Source organism: Clostridium sp. UBA5988 (assembly GCF_002435615.1).
Taxonomy (GTDB): domain Bacteria; phylum Bacillota; class Clostridia; order Clostridiales; family Clostridiaceae; genus Clostridium_J; species Clostridium_J sulfidigenes.
Map to the genome: position 1 here is coordinate 99,653 of NZ_DJBA01000014.1, position 23,481 is coordinate 123,133.

General features: G+C 32.6%; 20 protein-coding genes and 1 riboswitch. Of the genes, 1 reads left to right on the top strand and 19 read right to left on the bottom strand.

Annotated elements, in window-relative coordinates; all coding sequences use genetic code 11:
* Positions 1-8: 8 nt before the first annotated feature.
* The 4 genes from B3J31_RS02515 to B3J31_RS02530 form a co-directional block, all read right to left on the bottom strand.
* Positions 9-794, bottom strand: a complete 786-nt coding sequence (locus tag B3J31_RS02515; RefSeq protein WP_346866799.1) for an electron transfer flavoprotein subunit beta/FixA family protein — start codon at positions 792-794, stop codon at positions 9-11.
* 13 nt (positions 795-807) lie between these two features.
* On the bottom strand, positions 808-1,947 hold the full coding sequence (locus tag B3J31_RS02520; RefSeq protein ID WP_035130496.1) for an acyl-CoA dehydrogenase: 1,140 nt from the start codon (positions 1,945-1,947) through the stop codon (positions 808-810).
* 36 nt (positions 1,948-1,983) lie between these two features.
* Positions 1,984-2,763 carry a short-chain-enoyl-CoA hydratase gene (locus tag B3J31_RS02525; protein ID WP_035130499.1) on the bottom strand — a complete coding sequence of 260 codons (780 nt, stop codon included), beginning with the start codon at positions 2,761-2,763 and terminating at the stop codon, positions 1,984-1,986.
* A 243-nt stretch (positions 2,764-3,006) separates the two neighbouring features.
* Positions 3,007-3,657, bottom strand: coding sequence for a redox-sensing transcriptional repressor Rex (locus tag B3J31_RS02530; RefSeq protein WP_346866798.1), 651 nt, complete (start codon positions 3,655-3,657; stop codon positions 3,007-3,009).
* A 451-nt stretch (positions 3,658-4,108) separates the two neighbouring features.
* Between B3J31_RS02530 and abc-f the strand changes: the two genes are divergently transcribed.
* Positions 4,109-6,022: a ribosomal protection-like ABC-F family protein gene (gene abc-f / locus B3J31_RS02535; protein WP_346873567.1), complete on the top strand. Its 1,914-nt coding sequence runs from the start codon at positions 4,109-4,111 to the stop codon at positions 6,020-6,022.
* Positions 6,023-6,137: 115 nt separating this feature from the next.
* Here abc-f and pdxT read toward each other — a convergent pair whose 3' ends face one another.
* From pdxT to B3J31_RS02610, 15 genes are all read right to left on the bottom strand, one after another.
* The gene (pdxT, locus tag B3J31_RS02540; protein WP_346866796.1) at positions 6,138-6,758 is read right to left on the bottom strand and encodes a pyridoxal 5'-phosphate synthase glutaminase subunit PdxT; all 621 of its coding nucleotides are present in this window, start codon (positions 6,756-6,758) and stop codon (positions 6,138-6,140) included.
* A complete protein-coding gene (gene pdxS, locus B3J31_RS02545; RefSeq protein WP_346866795.1) occupies positions 6,727-7,605 on the bottom strand; it encodes a pyridoxal 5'-phosphate synthase lyase subunit PdxS in 879 nt (292 codons plus the stop codon). Before pdxS ends, pdxT begins: the two co-directional genes overlap by 32 nt.
* 290 nt (positions 7,606-7,895) lie before the next feature.
* On the bottom strand, positions 7,896-8,684 hold the full coding sequence (locus tag B3J31_RS02550; protein WP_035130508.1) for an OAM dimerization domain-containing protein: 789 nt from the start codon (positions 8,682-8,684) through the stop codon (positions 7,896-7,898).
* Positions 8,684-10,240 carry a lysine 5,6-aminomutase subunit alpha gene (locus tag B3J31_RS02555; protein WP_346866794.1) on the bottom strand — a complete coding sequence of 519 codons (1,557 nt, stop codon included), beginning with the start codon at positions 10,238-10,240 and terminating at the stop codon, positions 8,684-8,686. The genes B3J31_RS02550 and B3J31_RS02555 overlap by 1 nt, the downstream gene beginning before the upstream one ends.
* Entirely contained in the window at positions 10,230-11,708 is a 1,479-nt protein-coding gene (locus B3J31_RS02560) for a MutS-related protein (RefSeq protein ID WP_035130514.1), read from the bottom strand. The genes B3J31_RS02555 and B3J31_RS02560 overlap by 11 nt, the downstream gene beginning before the upstream one ends.
* 1 nt (position 11,709) lies before the next feature.
* Positions 11,710-12,735: a hypothetical protein gene (locus B3J31_RS02565; protein ID WP_035130517.1), complete on the bottom strand. Its 1,026-nt coding sequence runs from the start codon at positions 12,733-12,735 to the stop codon at positions 11,710-11,712.
* A 22-nt stretch (positions 12,736-12,757) separates the two neighbouring features.
* Positions 12,758-14,008: a lysine 2,3-aminomutase gene (gene ablA / locus B3J31_RS02570; RefSeq protein WP_150845314.1), complete on the bottom strand. Its 1,251-nt coding sequence runs from the start codon at positions 14,006-14,008 to the stop codon at positions 12,758-12,760.
* A 71-nt stretch (positions 14,009-14,079) separates the two neighbouring features.
* A complete protein-coding gene (locus B3J31_RS02575) occupies positions 14,080-15,117 on the bottom strand; it encodes an L-erythro-3,5-diaminohexanoate dehydrogenase (protein WP_346866793.1) in 1,038 nt (345 codons plus the stop codon).
* A gap of 111 nt (positions 15,118-15,228) precedes the next feature.
* Positions 15,229-16,053 carry a 3-keto-5-aminohexanoate cleavage protein gene (locus tag B3J31_RS02580; RefSeq protein ID WP_150845313.1) on the bottom strand — a complete coding sequence of 275 codons (825 nt, stop codon included), beginning with the start codon at positions 16,051-16,053 and terminating at the stop codon, positions 15,229-15,231.
* A gap of 61 nt (positions 16,054-16,114) precedes the next feature.
* A complete protein-coding gene (locus B3J31_RS02585) occupies positions 16,115-16,495 on the bottom strand; it encodes a hotdog domain-containing protein (RefSeq protein ID WP_150845312.1) in 381 nt (126 codons plus the stop codon).
* A gap of 266 nt (positions 16,496-16,761) precedes the next feature.
* Positions 16,762-16,933: riboswitch (Lysine riboswitch) on the bottom strand.
* A 156-nt stretch (positions 16,934-17,089) separates the two neighbouring features.
* On the bottom strand, positions 17,090-17,629 hold the full coding sequence (locus B3J31_RS02590; protein ID WP_150845311.1) for a hypothetical protein: 540 nt from the start codon (positions 17,627-17,629) through the stop codon (positions 17,090-17,092).
* Positions 17,630-17,651: 22 nt separating this feature from the next.
* Positions 17,652-18,671: a cell wall-binding repeat-containing protein gene (locus B3J31_RS02595; RefSeq protein ID WP_346866792.1), complete on the bottom strand. Its 1,020-nt coding sequence runs from the start codon at positions 18,669-18,671 to the stop codon at positions 17,652-17,654.
* 162 nt (positions 18,672-18,833) lie between these two features.
* A complete protein-coding gene (locus B3J31_RS02600; protein WP_150845309.1) occupies positions 18,834-19,685 on the bottom strand; it encodes a formate/nitrite family transporter in 852 nt (283 codons plus the stop codon).
* 398 nt (positions 19,686-20,083) lie between these two features.
* Complete coding sequence (locus B3J31_RS02605; RefSeq protein ID WP_346866791.1) at positions 20,084-21,088, bottom strand: hypothetical protein; 1,005 nt, start codon at positions 21,086-21,088, stop codon at positions 20,084-20,086.
* Between the two features lie 353 nt (positions 21,089-21,441).
* Positions 21,442-23,469 (bottom strand): urocanate hydratase, encoded by a 2,028-nt coding sequence (locus B3J31_RS02610; protein WP_346866790.1) that lies wholly within the window; start codon positions 23,467-23,469, stop codon positions 21,442-21,444.
* Positions 23,470-23,481: the final 12 nt, after the last annotated feature.

A 23,481-nucleotide genomic window follows, 5' to 3' on the forward strand; every position in this document is an offset into this window, starting at 1 on the left:
ACTATATCTTAGATGAAGTGTTTTTCTTTTAGTTTTGAAAGCGCAATTGAAGCTGCTTCTTTTGGTGATACTTCAAATATTTCACCTTGTCCTTTAGCTTCTTTAGTCATTGATTTTTTAACCTTTGTAGGTGATCCTTTAAGACCAAGTAGGTTAACATCAACGTTAATGTCTGCTACAGTCCATACTTTAACTTCTTTTTCTTTAGCCATTGAGAATATGTTTTTAATGTTCATATATCTTGGCACGTTTAAAGTTTCGATTGCAGTTAATAGAACTGGAGTGTTAACTCTGATATTTTCATATCCATCTTCCCAAGCTCTTCTTACGTTTAATACGCCTTCTTTTTCTTGGCTAACTGCTTCAACATAAGTTATTTGAGGCATTCCTAAGTGTTCAGCAATTTCTGGTCCAACTTGTGCAGTATCTCCATCAATCGCTTGTCTTCCAGCGAATATTATATCATAATCTAAGTTTTTAATAGCTGCAGCTAAAGCGTGAGATGTAGCTAATGTATCAGCTCCAGCGAAAGCTCTATCTGTAACTAGTATAGCTTCGTCTGCTCCCATTGCTAATGCTTCTTCTAAAGCTACTTTTGCTTGTGGAGGTCCCATTGTTATAACAGTTACATGTCCACCATAAGTATCTTTTAATTGTAAAGCTCCTTCTAAAGCGTTTTTGTCATCTGGGTTTATTATTGAAGGAACACCATCTCTTATAAGAGTTCCTGTTTTTGGATCTATTTTAACTTCATTTGTATCTGGTACTTGTTTTACACAAACAACTATTTTCATCTTTCACTACCTCCTATTTCAATATGCTTCCTGCGATAACCATTCTTTGAACTTGAGAAGTTCCTTCGTAGATTTCAGTTATCTTAGCATCTCTCATCATTCTTTCAACTGGATATTCTTTAGTGTATCCATATCCACCAAATAATTGAACAGCCTTAGTTGTAACATCCATAGCTACTTCTGAAGCATATAATTTAGCTCTAGCAGCATCTACTGAGTATGGCATACCCATATCTTTTTTGTATGCAGCTTTGTATACTAAAAGTCTAGCAGCTTCAATTTGAACATCCATATCAGCAACCATCCATTGAAGTCCTTGGAATGCTGCTATTGATCTTCCGAATTGTTTTCTTTCTTTCATGTAAGCAACAGCTTCATCTAAAGCTCCTTGAGCTAGTCCTAAAGCTTGAGCTGCTATACCAATTCTTCCTCCATCAAGAGTTTGCATTGCAACAGCAAATCCTTTTCCTTCTTTTCCAAGTAAGTTTTCTTTTGGAACTATGCAGTTTTCAAATACTAATTCAGTAGTAGATGATGCTCTTATTCCTAACTTCTCTTCAACTTTTCCTATTGAGAATCCAGGGAAATCCTTTTCAACTATGAAAGCAGATATTCCTCTAGTTCCTTTTGATTTATCAGTCATTGCAAATACTACGAAGATATCAGCAACTCCACCGTTAGTTATGAATATTTTTGAACCGTTTAATACGTAGTGATCTCCTTCAAGTACAGCTGTTGTTTGTTGTCCAGCAGCATCAGTACCTGCGTTTGGCTCAGTAAGACCAAATGCACCTAGTTTTTCACCTTTTGCAAGTGGTGTTAAATATTTTTCTTTTTGCTCTTGAGTACCAAATTGATATATTGGTGCTCCACATAAAGAAGTGTGTGCAGAAACTATAACTCCTGTAGTTCCGCAAACTTTAGAAAGTTCTTCTACAGTCATAGCATAAGATACGTTGTTTCCACCTGCTCCACCGAATTCAGTTGGGAATGGAATTCCTAACATGTTGTATCTAGCCATTTGCTCTACGTTTTCCATTGGGAATCTTTCTGTAACATCTATTTCAGCTGCTATAGGTTTTACTTCATTAATAGCAAACTCCCTTACCATTTGCTTTACAAGTTCTTGTTCCTTAGTTAATGAAAAATTCATTATAATACCTCCTACTTATACGATTATCTATTTCGATTATCTATTCTTAAAATTCTTGTCTCTCTTTTCAACAAAAGCTGTCATACCTTCTTTTTGGTCTTCAGTAGCAAAACACATTCCAAATGCTTCAGCTTCATATAATACTGCACTATCAATATCCATTTGCAAGCCTCTATTGATAGCCGCTTTACATTGGCTTATAGCTATAGGAGCATTCTTAGCTATTTTATTAGCCATAGCTTTTGCTTCATCTAAAAGTGTCTCTGGTTCTACTACCTTGTTTACTAATCCAATTCTTAAAGCTTCTTCAGCATTGATCATGTCACAAGTGTAAATTAATTCTTTTGCAATTCCTTCACCTACAAGTCTTGATAACCTTTGAGTTCCGCCAAACCCAGGAGTTATTCCAAGCCCTGCTTCTGGTTGTGCAAACTTAGCTTTAACTGATGCAATTCTAATATCGCAAGCCATTGCAAGTTCACATCCACCACCTAATGCAAAACCATTAACTGCAGCTATAACAGGTTTTTCAAGTTTTTCAATTTTTCTAAAAACCCCATTCCCAAGAATACCAAATTCTTTACCTTCAATAGCATTCATTTCTTTCATTTCTGAAATATCAGCTCCAGCAACGAAAGCTTTACCTTCTCCTGTAAGAATAACTGCATAAATTTCTTTATCCCCAGAAATTTCTTGGATAACACAATCAATTTCTTTTAAAGTTTCTGTGTTTAAAGCATTTAATGCTTTAGGTCTGTTTAGTTTAACTAAAGCCACATTTCCTTCTTTTTCCAAGACTATGTTCTTATAATCCATTTCTAAAATCCCCCATGCAATTTTTCAGGTGTTAGCCGCCATAAATCGTTATTATTTTAACAAAAAAGTGATTAAGGTTCTAATACCTTAATCACTATTATAGACTGTTTATAATTCTTTTTCAACCTAATTTATATTTTATTTATGTTTTTTAATGAATCTTTTTACTTAATTCATATAATTAAATTCAAAAAATTCCTGACAATACAAATTTTAAGAAATTCGTATTGTCTTTTTTTAGTATTATAGGAATTCTTCTTCTTTTTCACGCTCATTTAATAAGTAACTTAAAGTCATTAAACTTTCATTAAGATGTACATTCTCTACAATAACATCCTCGTTAACCTTTAGATCTATAGGTGCAAAATTCCATATTCCCTTTACGCCATTCTTTATTACCACATCTGCTACCCCTTGGGCTCTATTTTTAGGAACACAAATTATGGCTATGTTAATCTTTTCTCTCTGTAAGAAACTATCTAATTCGTCCATATCTTTAATTTCGATATCTCTTATTTTAAGTCCAATAAGTTTTACATTTACATCAAAAATACCTTTAAGATTAAATGCCATCTTATCAAAGGTTGTATAGTTGGCAATTGCTTGACCTATATTTCCAGCTCCAATTATTACAGTGTTATACTCTTTGTTAAGGCCTAATATAACAGAGATTTGATATAATAATTCCTTAACATTATATCCATAGCCTTGTTGACCAAAATCTCCAAAACAATTTAAATCCTGTCTTATTTGTGAAGCTGTAAACCCAATTCTTTCGCTTAGTTCTTTAGAGGATATTCTATCAACTTCATTTTTATCTAATTCGCGCAAATATCTGTAGTACTTAGGTAGCCTTTTTATTACAGCCATAGAAATGCTTCTTTTCTTCTCCACCTCTTATCAACTCCTTATATATATTCTTTATATATTCTTTATTTATTCTTACTGCCTTTTATTTTCATGTTTTTCATACTATAATTCTCTATTAAATATTATTTAATATAACTATTCTACTCTCATATTAAAGGGAGGTTTTATTCATATAGATATTATACTATATGATTACGGATTTGTTATACATTTTTTATCAAATAAATAAACTATAATGCTATATTGTACATTTAAAATACTTTATTGTATATATAAATTATAAATTTTTTTAACTTTTTATCATAAATAATCTATAAAATTTAATAAACTTAATTTTTATACCAATTTTACTTTTCATTGTATTATATATAACAATGTTTCCTATTACTCACAATACCCATTCCTCCGCTGTACTATACAAATTATTTTAAATTTCTAACTTTCATGTTAAAATGCTAGTAGGACGGTGAAAAAAATGATAGTTTTAAGTTGTAAAAATATAAGTAAATACTTCGGAATAGATATGATTTTAAAAGATATTACCTTCAACGTAAATGAAGGTGAAAAAATAGGATTAATAGGTGCTAATGGTGCAGGTAAATCAACCCTATTTAAAATTTTAACCAATCAAATGGAATATGATAGTGGTGAGCTATATATAGATAAATCAAAGGAACTTGGATATCTTTCTCAAAACCTTTCTCTAGATTCAGATAATACCATATATACTGAACTTCTTTCTGTGTTTAAGTCACTGATAGATATGGAGGAAAGATTACACAATTTAGAAGAAAAGATGAAGGAACCTTATGATGCTGCTAAAGAAGATTATCACAATAAGATTATAGGTGATTATACTACTTTAACAGATGTTTACGAAAATCGTGGTGGATACACTTATAAAGGTGAAATTAGTCGTGTACTTAAAGGACTGGGCTTCACAGAAGTTGATTTTGATAAATCCATATCTATATTAAGCGGTGGTCAAAAGACTAGAGTTGCTTTATGTAAGCTCCTTCTTAGAAAACCTGAAATCTTGCTTCTAGACGAACCTACAAACCATCTTGACCTTGATGCAATAGAATGGTTAGAGAACTACCTAAAAGAGGTTAAAGGCACAATTATAGTAATTTCCCATGATAGATTCTTCCTAGATGCTATCACTAATAAAACTATAGAACTTATAGGTGGAACTGCGCAGTGCTATAACGGAAATTATACAGCCTTTATCGACCTTAAAGAGAAAAATAAAGAAGTAATGCAGAAGGCTTACGACCTTCAACAAGCAGAGATTAAAAGACAAGAAGAAATCATAACTAAGTATAAGTCCTTTAATCGTGAGAAAAGTATAAGAGCTGCTGAAAGTCGTCAAAAAGCCTTAGATAAGATAGAAAGAATAGAAGCACCTATCAAAGATGCTAAGGCTTCAAAAATAAAGTTTGAAACACAAATAAAAAGTGGTAATGATATTCTTTATGTAGAAAATTTAAGTAAAAGTTTTGGTGAAAAACTTCTATTTCAAGGTTTAAATATGGATATTAAACGTGAAGAAAAAATTGCTCTTATAGGTGAAAATGGTCGTGGTAAAACTACTTTATTTAGAATAATCATGGATAAAATACCTTCAGATAATGGGGTTAAGGTGTTAGGTAAAAACGTATTTGTTGGATATTACGATCAGGAGCAATCTAATTTAAACATTAATAAAACTATTTTAGATGAGGTTTGGGATGATTTCCCTCATATGACTACTACAGAGATACGTTCGGCTCTTGCAGCCTTCTTATTTACAGGGGATGACGTATTTAAGTCCATATCTACCCTTAGTGGTGGAGAGAAATGTAGAATTAATTTACTAAAACTAATGCTTTCTAAAGCTAATTTTCTTCTTCTAGATGAACCTACAAACCACTTAGATATTGTCTCTCGTGAGGCCTTAGAAGATGCAATCTTAAACTATGATGGCACAATAATTCTCATATCCCACGATAGATACTTCTTAAATAAAATTATAAATAAAATCTTTGAGCTTAATGAGGGTGGAGTGAAAGAATACTTAGGCAACTATTCCTATTACATAGAGAAAAAGAAAAACCCTTTAAGGTTTGAGGATATAGAGGAAGGTTCAGGCATTACTAAGACTCAGTTAAAGCTAGATAAAAAGAAAAAACGTGAAGCTGAAAAAGCTGAAAAAGAAAAAGCTAATACTCTTAAAAATATTGAAAACAAAATAGCAGCTACTGAAGAATCTCTTGAGGAGCTTCAAGGCCAGCTATGCCTTGAGGAAGTATATTCCAGCCCTGAAAAAAGCATAGAAATAAATAAAGAAATACAAAAAACTGAAGAAGAACTTCAAAACCTATATGATCAATGGGAAGAACTAGCTTAGGAACTTCTTCAAAATAAATCAATTAAAATAAAAGCTGAGGATGCACTTATATTATTAAAGTACATCCTCAGCATTTTATATAAGATTAATGATTTATTTTGCAAAAGCTCATTATTTATTTTAATCTATCTTTGCACATGTTGTAAAAATACTTATGCATAGATAAATCCTCTGTTAACTCCGGATGAAATGATGTTGCTAACATATTGTTTTCTCTACATGCTATGATTTTTTCATCTAGTTTACATAGCACCTTTACCCCTTCATGCGCTTTTTCAACGTAAGGAGCTCTTATAAATACTAGAGGTATTTTTTCTCCACTGACACCTTCCACTATTTCATCCGTTACAAAGCTGTCTAATTGAGAGCCATAGGCATTTCTTCTTACCTCTATACCCATAACACCTAAATGGTTGTAATCACTTCCTAGGATGGATTTAGCGAGAATTATCATACCTGCACAGGTTCCCCATACTGGCATCCCACTTTCAATTTTGTTTTTTAGTGGAGATAGCATGTTAAAATCCCTTAATAGTTTTCCTATGGTAGTACTTTCTCCTCCTGGAATTATAAGGCCATCTATATCCTCTAGATCCTTCACATTCTTCACTCTTAAGGCTGTGGCTCCACTTATACTATTAATCTTATCTACATGTTCTTTTACAGCTCCTTGTAAATCTAGTACACCTATAGTTATCATTGTACTACCATCCTCTTGATGCATATAATTTGCCATCTGGTAGATCCTTAGTATTTATACTGTACATAGGTTCTCCTAAATCCTCAGAAACTTGTGATAAGATTTCAGGATTATTATAGTTTGCTACAGCATGAACTATAGCCTTAGCTCTTTTTTCTGGATTCGCTGATTTAAATATACCAGAACCAACGAAAACTCCATCACTTCCAAGTTGCATCATTAAAGCTGCATCAGCTGGGGTAGCTACTCCACCAGCAGCAAAGTTAACTACTGGTAGTCTTCCATGGTTGTGAACATAAACTATTAAGTCATATGGTGCACCCATTTCTTTAGCTATAGTCATAAGCTCTTCCTTCGGTGTGTTTTGTACTTTCCTTATTTCACTCATCATAGTTCTCATATGTCTTACAGCTTCTACAACATCTCCAGTACCAGCTTCTCCTTTAGTTCTTATCATGGAAGCACCCTCACCTATTCTTCTTAGTGCTTCTCCTAGGTTTCTAGCTCCACATACGAAAGGCACATTAAATCCTTTTTTATCTATGTGAAATAAGTCATCCGCTGGAGTTAATACTTCACTTTCATCTATATAATCAATCTTAATAGCTTCTAATATTTGTGCCTCTACAAAATGACCTATTCTCACCTTTGCCATTACTGGAATAGATACAGCCTCTTGAATTTCTTTTATCATCTTAGGATCTGACATTCTAGCAACGCCACCTTGCTTTCTAATATCAGAAGGCACACGTTCCAAAGCCATTACAGCAACTGCTCCTGCTTTCTCTGCAATTATAGCTTCCTCAGCATTAACTACATCCATTATTACGCCACCCTTTAGCATTTCTGCTAGGTTTTTGTTTAACTCTGTTCTTGTATTCATTTATATTCCCCCTACAGCATAGCACAAAATTGTATGTATATTTTGTATCTATTCATTTAATCTCTACAATACAATTATTCCATAAACGTCATATTAAATCAATACAATTTCATAAATTTAGTTATTTTATGTTATTTGTATGGGTACAATATAAAAAAGTAGAATGAATTTCTTCATTCTACTTATATACCCTATAATTTTATTTCACGTAACCCTTTTAGTTTTTATCCCTATAAACTAAATATATATATAAACATTAAACTAGACTTTTAAACATTAAACTTTTTAAATTAAACTAACTTTCTTTCAACTATTTCAGTTACTGCAAAGCTAGCAACGTCATCTGCATATTTTCCTGGTCCGAATCCTGCATCGTATCCTAATTCTTTAGCAAGTTCGTGAGTTATTCTTGGACCACCACAGATTAATACAACTTTATCTCTTAAACCTTCTGCCTCTAATAACTCTACAAGGTTAGTAAGGTTTTGGATGTGTACATCCTTTTGTGTAACTGTTTGAGATACTAGAAGAACGTCAGCTTTTAGCTCGATAGCTTTCTTAACGAACTCTTCGTTTTCTACTTGGCTTCCTAGGTTGTAAGCTTCGATACCTTTGTATCTTTCAAGACCATAGTGACCAGCGAAACCTTTCATGTTCATGATAGCATCGATTCCAACTGTGTGAGCGTCTGTTCCTGTTGAAGCTCCTATGATAACTACATCTCTTCCGATGTGCTCTTCAATGTATTCTCCAACTTCTGACATAGACATAGTATCTACTTCTACAGTTTGAACATGAATTTCTTCATAGTTAACAGTATGAGTTAATGAACCATATACTACATAGAATGTGAACTCTTTATCTAGTGCTCCGTGATGAGCAACGTTTGGATCTTTAAGTCCCATTGATTTTGCAAGTTGAATAGCAGCTTCTATTCCTCTTTCATCATCTTTAACTGGTAAAGTAAGACTCACTTGAACCTTTCCATCGTTCATAGTATCTCCGTAAGGTTTAAGTTTAGTTAGATCTAAATTAGTATCGTAATCTCTAACTTCTGTTGAATATAATCCACCACTCATTATCTGTCTCCTCCTAACATTAAATCTATAAATGGGTTGAAGTAATTAGCTTCCTTCTCAACAACTCCATCTAATCCTTTTCCTCCGTTTAGAGGTCTCTTAATACCTGCAAATTTACCTTGCTCTAAAGTACTGAATAAACCTTCTTTTTCTATTACAGATAATAGATCAGCAGCTTTTCCTAGAACTTCATCAACTCTTGTTTCCATTATTCCACCTTTTTTGAAAGTGATTTCTGAACCAAGGTCTTTCATTGTATGGAATATATATTGTGCATTATCAATAGATAGTGCTCTATCACTCATAAATGGAGTGTGTATAGCTTCTGTTAGCATTCCTAATAAGTGTAATTTTTGACCAGTCATTATTGTAACCATGTTAAATAATGCATCTTGTACTTGACCCTTGAATATATCTCCAGTCATGAACTTAGTTGGAGGCATGTATTTAAGTGGTGCTTTAGGGAATATTTCTCTAGCCATTTGTGCTTGAGCAAGCTCATATAGGAATCCATTTTCAACATTTGGATTTATTTCAAATGCGTGTCCTAGACCCATTTGCTCTTCTGGAAGTCCTGCAACTAAAGCAAATTGCTCATTGATGAATTGAGAAGCAAGTACTGTGTGAGCTTCTTCAACAGCATCAGCAGTTGTTAAGTAGTTATCTTCACCAGTGTTGATTATAACTCCTGCAAAACCATTGATTACTCTTGAGAAATATTGGTCAACTATAGTTCTTTGCATGTTGATATCTCTGAAAAGAATTCCGTATAATGCATCGTTAAGCATTACGTCAAGTCTTTCCATAGCTCCCATAGCAGCTATTTCTGGCATACATAATCCTGAACAGTAGTTACATAATCTGATGTATCTTCCTAATTCTTCTCCAACTTCATCTAAAGCTGATCTCATAAGTCTGAAGTTTTCTTGAGTTGCAAAAGTTCCTCCGAATCCTTCAGTTGTTACTCCGTATGGAACGTAGTCAAGTAAGCTTTGTCCTGTTGTTCTAATAACAGCTATAACGTCTGCACCTTGTTTTGCAGCAGCTTTAGCTTGAATTATATCTTCATAGATATTTCCTGTAGCAACGATAACATAAAGGTATGGACCTGTTTTATCGCCGAATTTTTCAAGGTAAGCTTCTCTCTGGCCTCTGTTAGCTTTGATTGTAGCTACCATGTTTTTAGCAACTTTTTCAACTGCCATTTTTATTTCAAACATATCTTTCATAGGTAGTTTAGTTAAATCTAATTCATTTTTAGCTACTTTTTCTGCTATTTCTTGTGGAGTTAATCCAGTGTTAACCATAGCATTACCTACTAATACAGCAACTCCAACAGATAATCCGTTTCCAGCTTTAATGTTTTCTACAACTACGTTTGGTAGTGGTACTCCAAATTCATCTACGCCATCTATACCTAATAATCTACATACAGTTCTTTCTACAGCTACTGTAGTATGTCTGTCTATGAACTTTTGAGTGTCTTGAGCTATATTCTTTGATGATTCTCTAGCTTTAGCAACTAGATTTAAATCTAAATTTAATTTACTTTCCATTGTACTCCTCCTCATAATATGTTTTCGCTATATTCACTATGTCTTTTTCTAATCCTAATAGCATCGCTATATTTAGCGCATCCTTAGGTACTTGATTTGTCTTAGATACTCTTTCAAGTTTATATTCCATATGCTCTTGGATAATTTCAACTGAATGAGTCTTATTAAGATCAATCTTATATTTTAGTTTCTCAAAGTCTATATTTTTTAGTCCTACAACTTGATAATGAACCATAGGTTCTTCTACCACACCATCATAATGGGTAGATATTATGCTAGCAGTATTAAATTTTTGTAGATAATTTGCAAGAGATTTTACAAGGTAATATCCTTCTTTAGGGTTTGTTCCCCTAGCGAACTCATCAAGAGCTACAAATCCATCTCCACGTTTTACACACTCTACCACTTCTTTTAATTTAATTATCTCAGCTCCAAAAGTGCTCAATCCCTTAGATATAGATTGCATATCGTCTGAAACAAAATGAATAAAATCTAATACTGGATAAGTTGCTTTTTTTGCAAATACAAAGAAGCCCAATTGTCCAAGAAATAGGTTTAAAACAATAGTCTTTAATGCTACACTCTTTCCCCCCATATTAGCTCCAGTTATCACCGTAGTTCCTCCATGAAGCTGTATATTAACAGGAGAGAATGCTTTTCCTTTTTTCTTAAGGATCGCTTCAATTTCAGGATTTATTCCATCCTCTATATCAATATTCATCTCTTTAACTATGTTAGGTTTAACACAATTGTATTTAATAGCAATGCTTGCCTTTGCCATTAATAAATCTAAAATACCTACCACTTTTAAATTTTCTGATATATATCTACTAAAGGAGGACAATTTAGAAGTAAGTTCTTTTCTAATATGTAACTCTTCTTCTTCCTCTTGAATAACAATATCTAATCGCTCTTGTTTTAACTTTTCAATAAGACCTTCATCATTGCAAGAAAAAATTGCTTTTTCCTTTTCACCTTTTAGTTTTCTTATCTGAGAAAGTTTTTCACTATATTCTTCATAAATATAGAATGTAGATAAACGTTTTTTGCTTGGGTCTAATATATCTATTACTTCTTCTAGGGAATGAAGCTTAATTTTACCTACAGATAAATTAATATTATCTAAGACTAATTTAAGCTCTTCCAAAAGCATAGATACATATTTAACCTCATAAAGTTCAACTTCATCTAATATTTCTACCTTCTCTGCTCTTCTTAATGTATTTCTTATATCTTTAATCTTGTGTAGAAGTCTTACTATATCGTTAAACTCATCATGATATTCATTCATATGACCTATCATCAGCTCAACGTTAGTAAGCTCTTCTACCAATTTATCATACTCATTAATTCTAAAAGGCTTTATCAGCTTCTTTTCCTCAGTACCATAAGGAGTTATTATACCAAGCTCATCCATGATAAAGGAAAACCCTATTTGAGCCCTTTGTTCATTATCTAAAAACTTCATATTATTTCCCCCCTAATACATCAAATACTGGAACATTGACAGCTTCTCTAAGACCTTTTAAGAATTCATCCTTTGGAAATTCATATCCATAAGGTGATTTTGGATTTGAAGTTATGCAAACCACAGTTATCTTATTTAGGACCTTTATGACTCCACCTTGCCTATGGAATCTATAAAGGCTTTCACTACTAATAAATAGCTTAGTACCATCTTCCACAAGAAAAGTTATATCTTTATATAGGTTAGTAGAAGTCATGATATTTTTAATAAGTTTGTCAGAAACTGCACCTTTAATAACCACATGGGATACTTGTTCACTCAAAGCTTCTACAATTTCTTTTGAAGCCTCTAGGGCAGTTAAAACCTCTAGTACTTTATAGGTACCATCCTTATAAATGATGCCTACGATTCCTGAATCACATATTTTTGTTGCGACATTTAAAATAGACCTATCTTGCTCATGGGGTAAACTTAATAGATCCATAGTATGTTTTGTCTCACTTATGACGGTCTTCATACTTCTTGATAGAGCGGCTCCTGTAGATAACACTGTAGCTTCTGTTATGGCGGGTGAAGCAAAGGTCTTTCTACTTAAAGCTCCATCTACTATTACAAGATCACACTGAAGACTTAATAATTGATCTTTTATATTGGTCATATATGAATTCACGGAAGGTCCTCCTAAATCCACATAACCATCACTTAAGGCTTTACAAATAACAACTTCTCCCATAGGAGTATTTATTCCTGTAGTTCTTACAATCTCTCTTGTGAAATCACTATTTAAAAGACATTGTTTGGCTGTAGCAATCACAGTCCCCTTTTCAATATATATCTTAGGTTTCTCTGTAGCCGTAACCCTGTCTAACTCTTCACCATCTCTCCCTATAGAAGTTAGGCCAAGGGACACAGAGCCCCTAGCCTCCTTCAATATATGGTTTAAAGTCGTAGTTTTTCCCACATTTTTATTCATACCTATAATAGATACACTTTTATATGGTTTCAATAACTTTAAAATTTCATTCATTAAGATCACTTCTAACTATATTCTAGTGAGCGTGTCTTTCGTTTCTTTCTAATCCTGTTGGTTCTAAAGCAAGTTTTTCACCGTTTAATAATCCAGCAACTCCAACTTTATGAACTGATTTCTTACCTGTACAAACATCACAAGTACATCCTGGAGTGTAGTTTGTTGGCTCAGAGTAAGTAGTTATAACTCCTTCAAAGTTTCTAAGTATTACTTTATCATGGCTTTGAGAAATTACATAGTTTGGCATAACTGGAGTTTTTCCACCGCCGCCTGGAGCGTCAACAACGAATGTTGGTACGCAGTATCCAGAAGTATGTCCTCTTAATCCTTCAATGATTTCGATACCTTTAGAAACTGGAGTTCTGAAGTGCTCTAGTCCTAATGATAAGTCACATTGATAGATGTAGTAAGGTCTAACTCTGATTTTAACTAAATCGTTAACTAATTGTTTCATTGTGTGAACACAGTCATTTACTCCTCTTAGAAGTACTGATTGGTTTCCTAGTGGTATACCAGCATTAGCCATTCTCTCACATGCAGCTTTAGACTCTTCTGTGATTTCGTTTGGATGGTTAAAGTGAGTATTTAACCAGATTGGGTGGTATTTCTTTAACATATTTACAAGTCCATCAGTAATTCTTTGTGGCATAACTACTGGTGTTCTTGAACCAATTCTGATTATTTCTACGTGTGGTATTGCTCTTAATTTGCTGATGATGTACTCAAGTACTGAATCGTCAACTAGTAAAGCATCTCCACCTGATAATAGAACGTCTCTGATTACTGGTGTTTTGCTGATATAATCTATAGCTTTATCTATTCTTTCCATTGGCATGCAGTCATCGCTTTGTCCTGCAAATCTTCTTCTTGTGCAGTGTCTGCAGTACATAGAGCATTGGTCAGTTATAAGAAGTAATACTCTATCTGGATATCTATGAGTTAATCCAGGTACTGGAGAATCTGTATCTTCGTGTAGTGGGTCTTCTAAATCTGCAGCAGATTTATGAGCTTCTAATCCTGTTGGGATAGCTTGTAATCTTACTGGGTCATTAGGATTGCTTGGATCGATTAATGATAAGTAGTAAGGAGTTATAGCCATTCTTAAAGTTTCAAGACATTTTTTAGCTCCTTCTTCTTCTTCAGCAGTTAACGGAATATACTTCTTTAATTCATCTAAAGTTTCTATTCTGTTTTTTGTTTGCCATTTCCAGTCAAACCATTGTTCATCTGTAACGTTTGGAAATAATTCTTTTCTACGAGTTGTATTCATTAATTGTTACCCCCTATAATTTCACATTTATATATATTAATTTTATTAATTAATCAATTATAATCTACGGATTAAACGTATAATTCTTGGAATATAGCTCTTAGAGTTTCGTTTTCTCTTAACTCTTGTAATGTTATTTCAGCATGTCCTTTAGTATATCCGTTTCCTACTATCATAGTTACGTCTTTACCTACACCCTCAGCTCCTAAAGCAGCTTTAGTGAATGCTGTAGCCATTGAGAAGAAGTAAACTATACCGTCATCTTTAACTGGTAATATAGTTGACATTTCTGTGTTTTGAACGTTAACTATGTTTATAGATACATCAACTTCTTCGCCGTTGTTGTTAGCTAAAGCTAAGTTCATTACGTCGATAGCTTTAGTAGCATCTCCGATAACTATTTTCATGTTTAAGTTTAATCTTCTTAATCTTGCAGCTTCTTCTTCGTTTCTAACTAAACCAATAACGTTTCCTGTTGGTCCAACTCTTTTAACTGCTTCGTAGCAACATAACATTCCTGATTTTCCTGCTGCTCCTAATAAAAGAACTGATTGTCCTGGTCTAACTAATTTAGCAACTTGAGCTGGAGCTCCTGCTACGTCTAGTGCAGCTAGTGCTAAAGTTTCTTCCATGTCTTCTGGAAGTTTAGCATATAATCCGCTTTCGAATAATATTGCTTGACCTTTAATTTCTACTCTATCGATGTCTGGTTTAATATCGATGATTTCATCTATTTTAAGTGGAGTTAATGAAAGAGATACTAATGTAGAGATTTTGTCTCCAACTTTAAGATCAGTTTTTCCTTCTAATGCAGCTCCTATTTTAGCGATTCTTCCGATAAGCATTCCGCCTGAACCAGTTACAGGGTTTTGCATTTTTCCTCTTTCTCCAACGATTTCAAGGATTTTTGCTTTTATTTTTTCTACATCGTGTCCAGCTTCTTCTTCTATTTGTGTAAAGCTTGCTGAGTCAACGTTTAAAGCTTGAACGTCGATAAGTATTTCATTATCATATATTTCCATTGTATTGTCTATTTTTAAAGCTGGTTGTGGTAATACTCCTGCTGGTGTTATTACTCTGTGAGTTCCATATTTACATCCTTTTTTCATTAAAAACACTCCTTTTTACTTTAGTCTCAATAAATTTTTTTCTACTTAATTATTGTTTATTATATTTTTAATCTTATACGTTAAAAATAACTTCTTATATTATGCTTCAAATTATAAAGCTTTAAGTCCTAATATTTCTCTTGCTTCTGCTGGAGTTGCAATTTCTCTTCCTAATTCTTTAGCTATTCTTACAGCTTTTTCAACTAGGTCAGCATTGCTTTCTGCCATAACACCTTTTGATAGGTATACGTTATCTTCAAATCCAACTCTTACATGTCCACCTTCTATCATAGACATTGCAGCTAATGGGAATTCATTTCTGCCTATTCCTGATACTGTGTAAGTGCTTCCTGCTGGAATACTTTCTTTCATGAATACAAAGTCTCTCATTCCAGCACTTATTCCACCATTAACTCCCATAACGAAGTTGAAGTGCATTGGTGCTTTTATGAATCCTTTTTTATGAAGTCTGATGGCCATGTCAATCATACCTTTATCGAATACTTCGATCTCAGGCTTAACGTTTAACTGAATCATCTTCTCCCCGAATTCTTTGATTGTGTTCTCTGTATTAACAAATATTTCGTCTCCACCAAAGTTACAAGTTCCACAGTCTAATGTTGCCATTTCTGGACTTAAATCAACTGGTTGAAGTCTTTCTTCATTGCTCATTCCTACAGCACCACCAGTAGATGGTTGAATGATAACATCTGGACATCTTCTTCTTATTTCAGCCATACAAGCTTCAAATCTATCTTTGTCTTGAGTTGGAGTACCATCATCTTTTCTAACATGAAGGTGGATTATACTAGCTCCAGCTTTATAACATTTTTCTGCCTCTTGACCAATTTCTTCTACTGTGTAAGGAACATTTGGATTTTGTTCTTTAGTAACCTCTGCACCACAAATCGCTGCAGCAATTATTAACTTTTCCATTTAAAATCCTCCTATATAGTTAATATTTTAACAATGTTTCTGCAAGAATTCTTGCACTTACTTATTTTCTCTTCTTATCTTTTGGTACTACACATACTCCTGTAGCTTTACAAACAACTATTGGCTCTTCTAAAACGTCACAAGCTGAATCGTTAATGTCAGGTCTTGGAACTATTACTTTTCTAGCTTCAAAAGTCATTTTTCTTGATGTGTTTCCAACGTGTACGATTTCACCTACAGCTTCAATGTAATCTCCAGCATATACAGGTGCCATGAATTCTACATTTTCATAAGCTTTGAATAGACCTTCGTCTCCATCGTTTTGTATTAATAATTCTGTAGCTACGTCTCCAAATAATTGTAGCATTCTTGCTCCATCAACAAGATTTCCACCGTAGTGTGCATCGTGAGAGCTCATTCTTAATCTGATTACTGATTTCATTTTCTTTTCCCCCTATAAAATAATCGTTTACTTTTTATTTATGTATAACTTTTTAGTATAAACAGATTTCTTAGATTCTTTGAAACTTAGAAATCGTTATCCAGGGACGTAGCAGCTCTTTTACTCTCACTTTGAAAAAGTCCAGAGTATTAGAGATGATAGTCATCGGATAAAAAATATAGTAAATAAAAAATGGCGTTGAAAATATTCAACACCATTAGATAACTAAGTTAGTTAGAACTATCAATGCAATGAATATTTTTCATTCCATAAATAGCTCTCCATATAACATGGCAGTGATAAAACCTTGTGTCTTATCCCCAAGTAATACACAATACCTATGTACCCTTTCGGCCTATAAACAATTCACTGTAACATCAGAGGGTATTCTCCTTAGCATTTATCAGTTACCAATTTATAAGCACCTCTACTTATGATTCAATATTAAATTTTTAAACAATTCAATATATTATTTATCATGTACCCATTATAAATCTAATATTTTAGAAATGCAATGGTTTTTTTAAAAAAATTTTTAAATTAATATAAGTTTTTTGTAGATTTTGAATTTTACTTAACATTTCCCCATTTTTCTTATACTTTTTTCAGTATACTCATAGTAATTTGTCCACCTAATCGTTTCCATAAGTCGTCTATACTAGGAAATGAAGATACAAGATTACAAATTGATTCCTTGTAATCTTCATCACTCCATCTATAACCATAGTTTATACAATTAATTATATATCTTCTAAAAAAACTTTTTAAACTATTTCTGAAACAAGCAATTTTATATTCGTTATATTTATTACCTAGTATTAAGTATAATTTTCTTTGATGACTTAAATTTATAATTAAACTTAATGTTTTTTCATCATAATAATTAAAGTGAAAAGGATAGTACTTTTCTTTTATATCATCTTTCATTCTTATAATCAAGTGCCCTGAAATTACTTTATTACTTTTTACATAGGCACTTTTGAAATTAAACTCCATAGAATTAGGCAAATATATAAAATCTTTAAAATCATCTTTAATTATTATACAAGTCAACTTTTTATTATGAACCTTTTGTTCTGTTAAAGCAGATACCCCCAAGGGTAGGTCTTTAAGCATATCTTCTACAGGTCTCACTTTAATTTCACCCACTTTTGAGCTATTCAATACTTAAAACCTTAAATTTCTCCTCATAATTTACTGCCTCTAATACCTTATTAACTATGTTGTCGCTAACTACTCCAACTCCACCTAAAACCAATACTTGATCGGATTTTATTCCTTTTATTGCTGCTAAAACTTTAGGATAATAAGTTCCTGATTCCTCCATTAGAATTATTGGAGAAGAAGTTAAGGCAGCTATCGGTGCTCCTACTAATCCATCTGGAAAATTCATTCCTGATGCTAAATAAATTTTGCTTAAATTAATATTTCCTTTAAAATAATTAAAAACTGCTGTATTCGTCTCATATCTATCAATTCCACTAATCCTTTTAGGACTTTTATAATTAGCCATATTAGAGTTTGATATCACACCATCCCCACCTATAACATAAGTTTTAGGTATGCTATTGTTTTGAATGAACTTTTTATTATAACTGTTATACTCATTCACATCTGTTAGCAATATAGGCATTCCTAGTTTTGCCGCCACCGGAGCTATGGATAGTGAATCAGCAAAACTTTTTCCAGAAGCTAAAACAACCCCATTAGTTGTTCCAACCTGCTCAGCTACTTTTACCGCTGTTTCATATCTATTTATTCCACCTAATCTTTTAACATCAATGCCCATTCCCTTTAACTGGGATTGTACACTTTTATATACAACTCCATCTCCACCAACTATATAAGCCTTAGAAGGCTTCAATCTATTTATCTCATTGGACACTACCGTAGATAATCCATTCTTTTCTGTTAGCAATATAGGAGCATTATACTTCTTTGCTAAAGGTGCCGCACTTAGTGCATCAGGATAATCCGCTCCACACACTAGTACTATAGTTTTACTTCCACTAGGCCACCCCTGTTTAGATGTTTCTACTGCAGTTTCATATCTAGTGCTCCCACCTAGTCTTATTTTTGCTGCATCTGCTTCTACTCTATTATTAATACTAAAGGCTATTGCCCCCATTATACTTAAAGCTACAATTGAACTGATAACTCTTCCTTTCTTCTTCATATAACCCTCCCCATTAATTAATTTAGTATTTATCTTCATACTATCTATTTTATATTATGTGCTTCAAATATAAAATAGATTTTTACAATTTTCCATAAAATCTTATAAAAAAAATCATGCTAAAACTTAATTTTAACACAATTTTCCGTGAATTTATATATATTACGCTGATAACTTCTCTCTTATCTCAATATTCTTTTTATTACATTTTCTATATATGAACCAATAAACTAATCCAATACAAACTGCACCACCAATAATATTTCCTATGGTTACAGGAATTAGATTATTAAAAATTCCAACTATAGTTAAATTATCTAATTTTTCAACAGCTACATGGGATGCTTCAACAAAAGCTGAATTTGTTTTTGCAAGCAATCCTATAGAAAAGTAATACATATTAGCTACGCAGTGTTCAAAACCTGCTATAACAAAAGCAAATATCGGAAAGAAACCCATGAATATTTTTCCTGTTACATCTTTAGCTGCATAGGAACCCCATACACATACACATACTATAACATTACATAATATTCCACTTGCAATTGCAGGTACAAAACCCATACTGGCCTTAGCTGCTGCTACCTTAATAGCATAGCCTCCAACATTTCCTGTTGCTAAAAGACCTGATTCAAAAACTAGTATTGCTACAAAAGCAGCTCCAATAAAGTTTCCTATCCAAACAAGTGCCCAATTTTTAAACATTTGCCCTGTAGTTATCTTTTTCTCAGCCCAAGCTACACTTAATAATGAATTTCCTGTGAACAATTCTGCTCCACATATTAACACTAAAATTAATCCAACTGGAAATACTATACCTGCCACAAATTTCTGTAATCCGGGATCACTAATTCCATGTGATGCTACTGATGATGCATATGCCCCTAAAGCTATAAATGCACCTGCTAAAATACCTAAAAATAAAGTTTGTACACATTTATTATTAGCCTTTTTTACTCCAACCTGTTCTACATAATTAGTAATTTCATCAGGTGAAAGCATTTTTTTATCCATTAGAAGTTCCTCCAGTATTTCTACATTTAAATTTGTTTTTTTCACTTTCCACGTTAATTATATTGAAGCCTACACAAGGTGTCAACAGGTTTCCCCTTAATAAAACCCAGAAAAAATCCACCTCAAAAATTTATCTGTATATTTTAAATATTACAATAACTTTTATGAAATTTCATATGCTATTACAGGTATATTGATATACATGTTCACATTTTAGACATAAACAGAGTTCTCAGTTTCTTTGAAGCTTACTAACAGAATTCTTAGTATCAGTATCTTCGATACTTAGAATTCGTTGCCCTTTAAGGGAAATCGTTATCCAGGGACGTAGCAGCTCTTTACTCACACTTTAAAAAAGATGTGAGTATTAGAGTTGGTAGTCATCGGACAAAAAAATATTACCTGGTAAACCAGGTAATATTAAAAACTCCAATTTCATTCCATGATAAGTTTTCATTTATACTTTCGCTTTCAAAGGTATTTTTAAGCATGTTTTTAAGTTTCATAGAATTTTCATTGAGTTTTCTCTTCATTTCCTCATTTTCTTCTTCTATAAACTCTTCATCTTTTACTAAATAATTTCCCTCTTGGCTATATATAACTAGTTCATCACCCTCATATACCATGTCTCCATTTATTTCATAGGGCTTAACAGTCTTAAAAACATCCTTTATTTTACCATTTTCAATTTTTCCTCTATATAAATATTCACGTTGAGTTAATTTTTCCTTATCAAAACTAAAGGTAATAAATGCTATCTCATCCTTTTTAGGAGATACTTTTCCCTTTAATAAAACTTCTCCACTATCTTCTAAACTAATTATCTGTGCATCATTAAAGTATATATTAGTAACTCCATTACTAGCTTTACCATAAACTAGAGTATTCCCTTCATTAAGAACATCTATTAAGATTCCTTCACAGGAATTCAAAAGCTCTAAAGTATCTGCATCATAAATTAGATATTTTGTTGTGATAGGATCTATATATAAATGAACTACTAATTTATTATTCATCCATGATATATTGGATATTTGATTTTCACCTATATCATTTATTGGTAATACTTTATATTCTTCATCTTTCATACTATATATATTTATTTTATCTTTCTCATCTAAATATTTAAAGGCTATATTACTCCAGTCATTACTTAAAGCGGAAAGTTCTTTCAGCCTATGCAAATCTCCTACCCCTTCTAAATATTCCTCATGTTCATCAAAAATATATATATTGTTGTTTTTTTCTATTACAGCACTTGTATAATTGTTTATAATTGGATCTCTTTCTTCTTCAATATCGGATTTACATCCAACTAAAATAAAAAGGGTGCTAATTAGTGTTATTGCTACGACAAATATTTTTATTCTACTAATTCTTGTAAATTTTTTTCTATAATTCAACACTACCCCTCCTTATCTACACATGGAATACCCTAACTATTATACTACTTGCAAATACTCTATTCAATATTATCTACTAATGTATATACATTGTTTAATCATTGTTTTTATTTCATTAAAATTTACTACATATATTAAAAATATCATCCCCATAAAAATATACGAAGCAACCTTCAACTTAGAACTTATTTTTTTATATTTTTATTAATATATTTTATCTGTTTTATGAAAAAAACATAAAAATTTATTTTATTTACAACTAAATACAAACTAAAAAATAAAAAATCAGGTATATAGTCTTAACTTTTAACACTATATACCCAATTAAATTATTCAATTATTTAAATTTTGATTTATTTATTTAATGCTTTTTCAATAACAGATTTTATTAATTCATCCTTTGGTATATATGGAAGAGTTATATGATCTGTTCCTTGATTCTTCTCATTATATTCCATACTTGTTTCAATAGAATGTGGATTTCTTGCCCAAGCTCTTCTAGCAACTCCCCCCATAACATCCCATGCCATAGATGATTTTATAATATTATCAACTCTTTCGCTACCATCAAGAACTAATCCAAAGCCTCCATTGATTGACTTACTTGTTCCAACGCCTCCACCATTGTGAAGAGCAATTAAGCTCATTCCTCTTGCTGCATTTCCTGCAAAGCATTGGATTGCCATTTCAGCCATCATGTTACTTCCATCTTTTATATTAGAAGTTTCTCTAAATGGAGAATCTGTACCACTTACATCATGGTGATCTCTTCCAAGCATGATTGGTCCAACTTCACCATTTCTTACAAGTTCATTAAACTTAAGAGCAATATCCATACGACCTTGTGCATCTTGATATAATATTCTAGCTTCTGTACCAACAACTAATTGGTTCTTTTCAGCATCTCTAATCCAAATGTAGTTATCTCTATCTTGTCCTCTTCTATTTGGATCAATACATTCCATTGCAGCATGGTCTGTTTTTATTAAATCTTCATGTTTATGACTTAAGCATACCCATCTAAATGGTCCATAACCATAGTCAAACAGCATTGGTCCCATGATATCTTCAACATAAGAAGGATAAATGAATCCATCCTTTTCATCTACACCATTTTTAGCTATGTCTTTTCCACCAGCATCATAGATTGCCTTCATAAATGAGTTACCATAATCAAAGAAGTAAACTCCCTTAGCAACTAACTTTTTAATTATGTCGTAGTGTTTTAATAAGGTCATATCTACAAGCTCTTTGAATTTTTCTCTATCTTCTTTTAATAGTCTAGTTCTTTCTTCAAAAGAAATTCCTACTGGTGCATACCCACCATCATAGGCAGCATGGCAAGAAGTTTGGTCTGATAATAAATCTATATGAATATCATTTTCTAAGATGTATTCAAGTAAATCTACGATATTTCCATGATATGCTATAGAGATAGACTCTTCATTTTTAGCCTTTTCCTTAGCAACTCTTATAACTTCTTCTAAATCACTTGATGCCATGGAAACCCAACCTTGATCAAGTCTTGTTTTAATTCTTGAATAGTCAACCTCTGCTACAATTCCTACTCCATTAGCTATTTCTATAGCTTTAGGTTGAGCACCACTCATTCCACCAAGACCAGAAGTTACAAATATCTTACCTCTTAAATCTCCATCATCAGCCACTCCAAGCTTTAATCTTCCTGCATTTACTATAGTGTTGAAGGTACCATGAACTATACCTTGAGGTCCTATATACATCCAACCACCAGCTGTCATTTGTCCATAGTTAGCCACTCCTAGTTGAGTTGCTAAATGGAAGTCTTCTGGATTATCAAACATACCAACCATTAAACCATTAGTAGTTATTACCCTTGGAGCAGTTTTAGAACTTCTAAATAATCCTAATGGATGACCACTCTCTACTACTAAAGTTTGTTCATCAGTCATATTCTCTAGGTATTTTTTAATAAGTCTATATTGCATCCAGTTTTGGCACACTTGTCCTGTTTCACCATAAGTAACAAGTTCATAAGGATATAATGCCACATCAAAATCTAAGTTGTTATCTATCATTACTTGGAAGGCCTTACCTTCTGCGCAATTTCCTTTATATTCATCTATAGACTTACCACTTAATTTTCCTTCTGGTCTAAATCTATATCCATATATTCTTCCTCGTGTGAAAAGCTCTTCCATAAACTCTGGAGCTAATTTCTCGTGAAGATGTTCTGGAACATATCTTAAAGCATTTTTAAGAGCTAATTCAGTTTGTGCAGGTGTTAAACTATAACCTCTGTCAGGGGCTCTTCTAATTCCTTCTTGAAACTTAGGCATTTCTGGTAATTCGTCATCTAACTTTATTACCATCTTATTTTTAATATCAATGTTATTAATCATAATTTTCCTCCT

Bases quoted from the DNA above. Each gene is read 5' to 3' on its own strand.
- ablA (WP_150845314.1), bottom strand. From the start codon at position 14,008: ATGAATACAACTCGTAGAAAAGAATTATTTCCAAACGTTACAGATGAA.
- B3J31_RS02600 (WP_150845309.1), bottom strand. From the start codon at position 19,685: ATGGATAAAAAAATGCTTTCACCTGATGAAATTACTAATTATGTAGAA.
- B3J31_RS02585 (WP_150845312.1), bottom strand. From the start codon at position 16,495: ATGAAATCAGTAATCAGATTAAGAATGAGCTCTCACGATGCACACTAC.
- B3J31_RS02525 (WP_035130499.1), bottom strand. From the start codon at position 2,763: ATGGATTATAAGAACATAGTCTTGGAAAAAGAAGGAAATGTGGCTTTA.
- pdxS (WP_346866795.1), bottom strand. From the start codon at position 7,605: ATGAATACAAGAACAGAGTTAAACAAAAACCTAGCAGAAATGCTAAAG.
- B3J31_RS02610 (WP_346866790.1), bottom strand. From the start codon at position 23,469: ATGATTAATAACATTGATATTAAAAATAAGATGGTAATAAAGTTAGAT.
- B3J31_RS02560 (WP_035130514.1), bottom strand. From the start codon at position 11,708: ATGAAGTTTTTAGATAATGAACAAAGGGCTCAAATAGGGTTTTCCTTT.
- B3J31_RS02550 (WP_035130508.1), bottom strand. From the start codon at position 8,684: ATGAGTGGTGGATTATATTCAACAGAAGTTAGAGATTACGATACTAAT.
- pdxT (WP_346866796.1), bottom strand. From the start codon at position 6,758: ATGGCAAATTATATGCATCAAGAGGATGGTAGTACAATGATAACTATA.
- B3J31_RS02595 (WP_346866792.1), bottom strand. From the start codon at position 18,671: ATGAAGAAGAAAGGAAGAGTTATCAGTTCAATTGTAGCTTTAAGTATA.
- B3J31_RS02555 (WP_346866794.1), bottom strand. From the start codon at position 10,240: ATGGAAAGTAAATTAAATTTAGATTTAAATCTAGTTGCTAAAGCTAGA.
- B3J31_RS02565 (WP_035130517.1), bottom strand. From the start codon at position 12,735: ATGAATGAAATTTTAAAGTTATTGAAACCATATAAAAGTGTATCTATT.
- B3J31_RS02575 (WP_346866793.1), bottom strand. From the start codon at position 15,117: ATGAAAAAAGGATGTAAATATGGAACTCACAGAGTAATAACACCAGCA.
- B3J31_RS02520 (WP_035130496.1), bottom strand. From the start codon at position 1,947: ATGAATTTTTCATTAACTAAGGAACAAGAACTTGTAAAGCAAATGGTA.
- B3J31_RS02580 (WP_150845313.1), bottom strand. From the start codon at position 16,053: ATGGAAAAGTTAATAATTGCTGCAGCGATTTGTGGTGCAGAGGTTACT.
- B3J31_RS02515 (WP_346866799.1), bottom strand. From the start codon at position 794: ATGAAAATAGTTGTTTGTGTAAAACAAGTACCAGATACAAATGAAGTT.
- abc-f (WP_346873567.1), top strand. From the start codon at position 4,109: ATGATAGTTTTAAGTTGTAAAAATATAAGTAAATACTTCGGAATAGAT.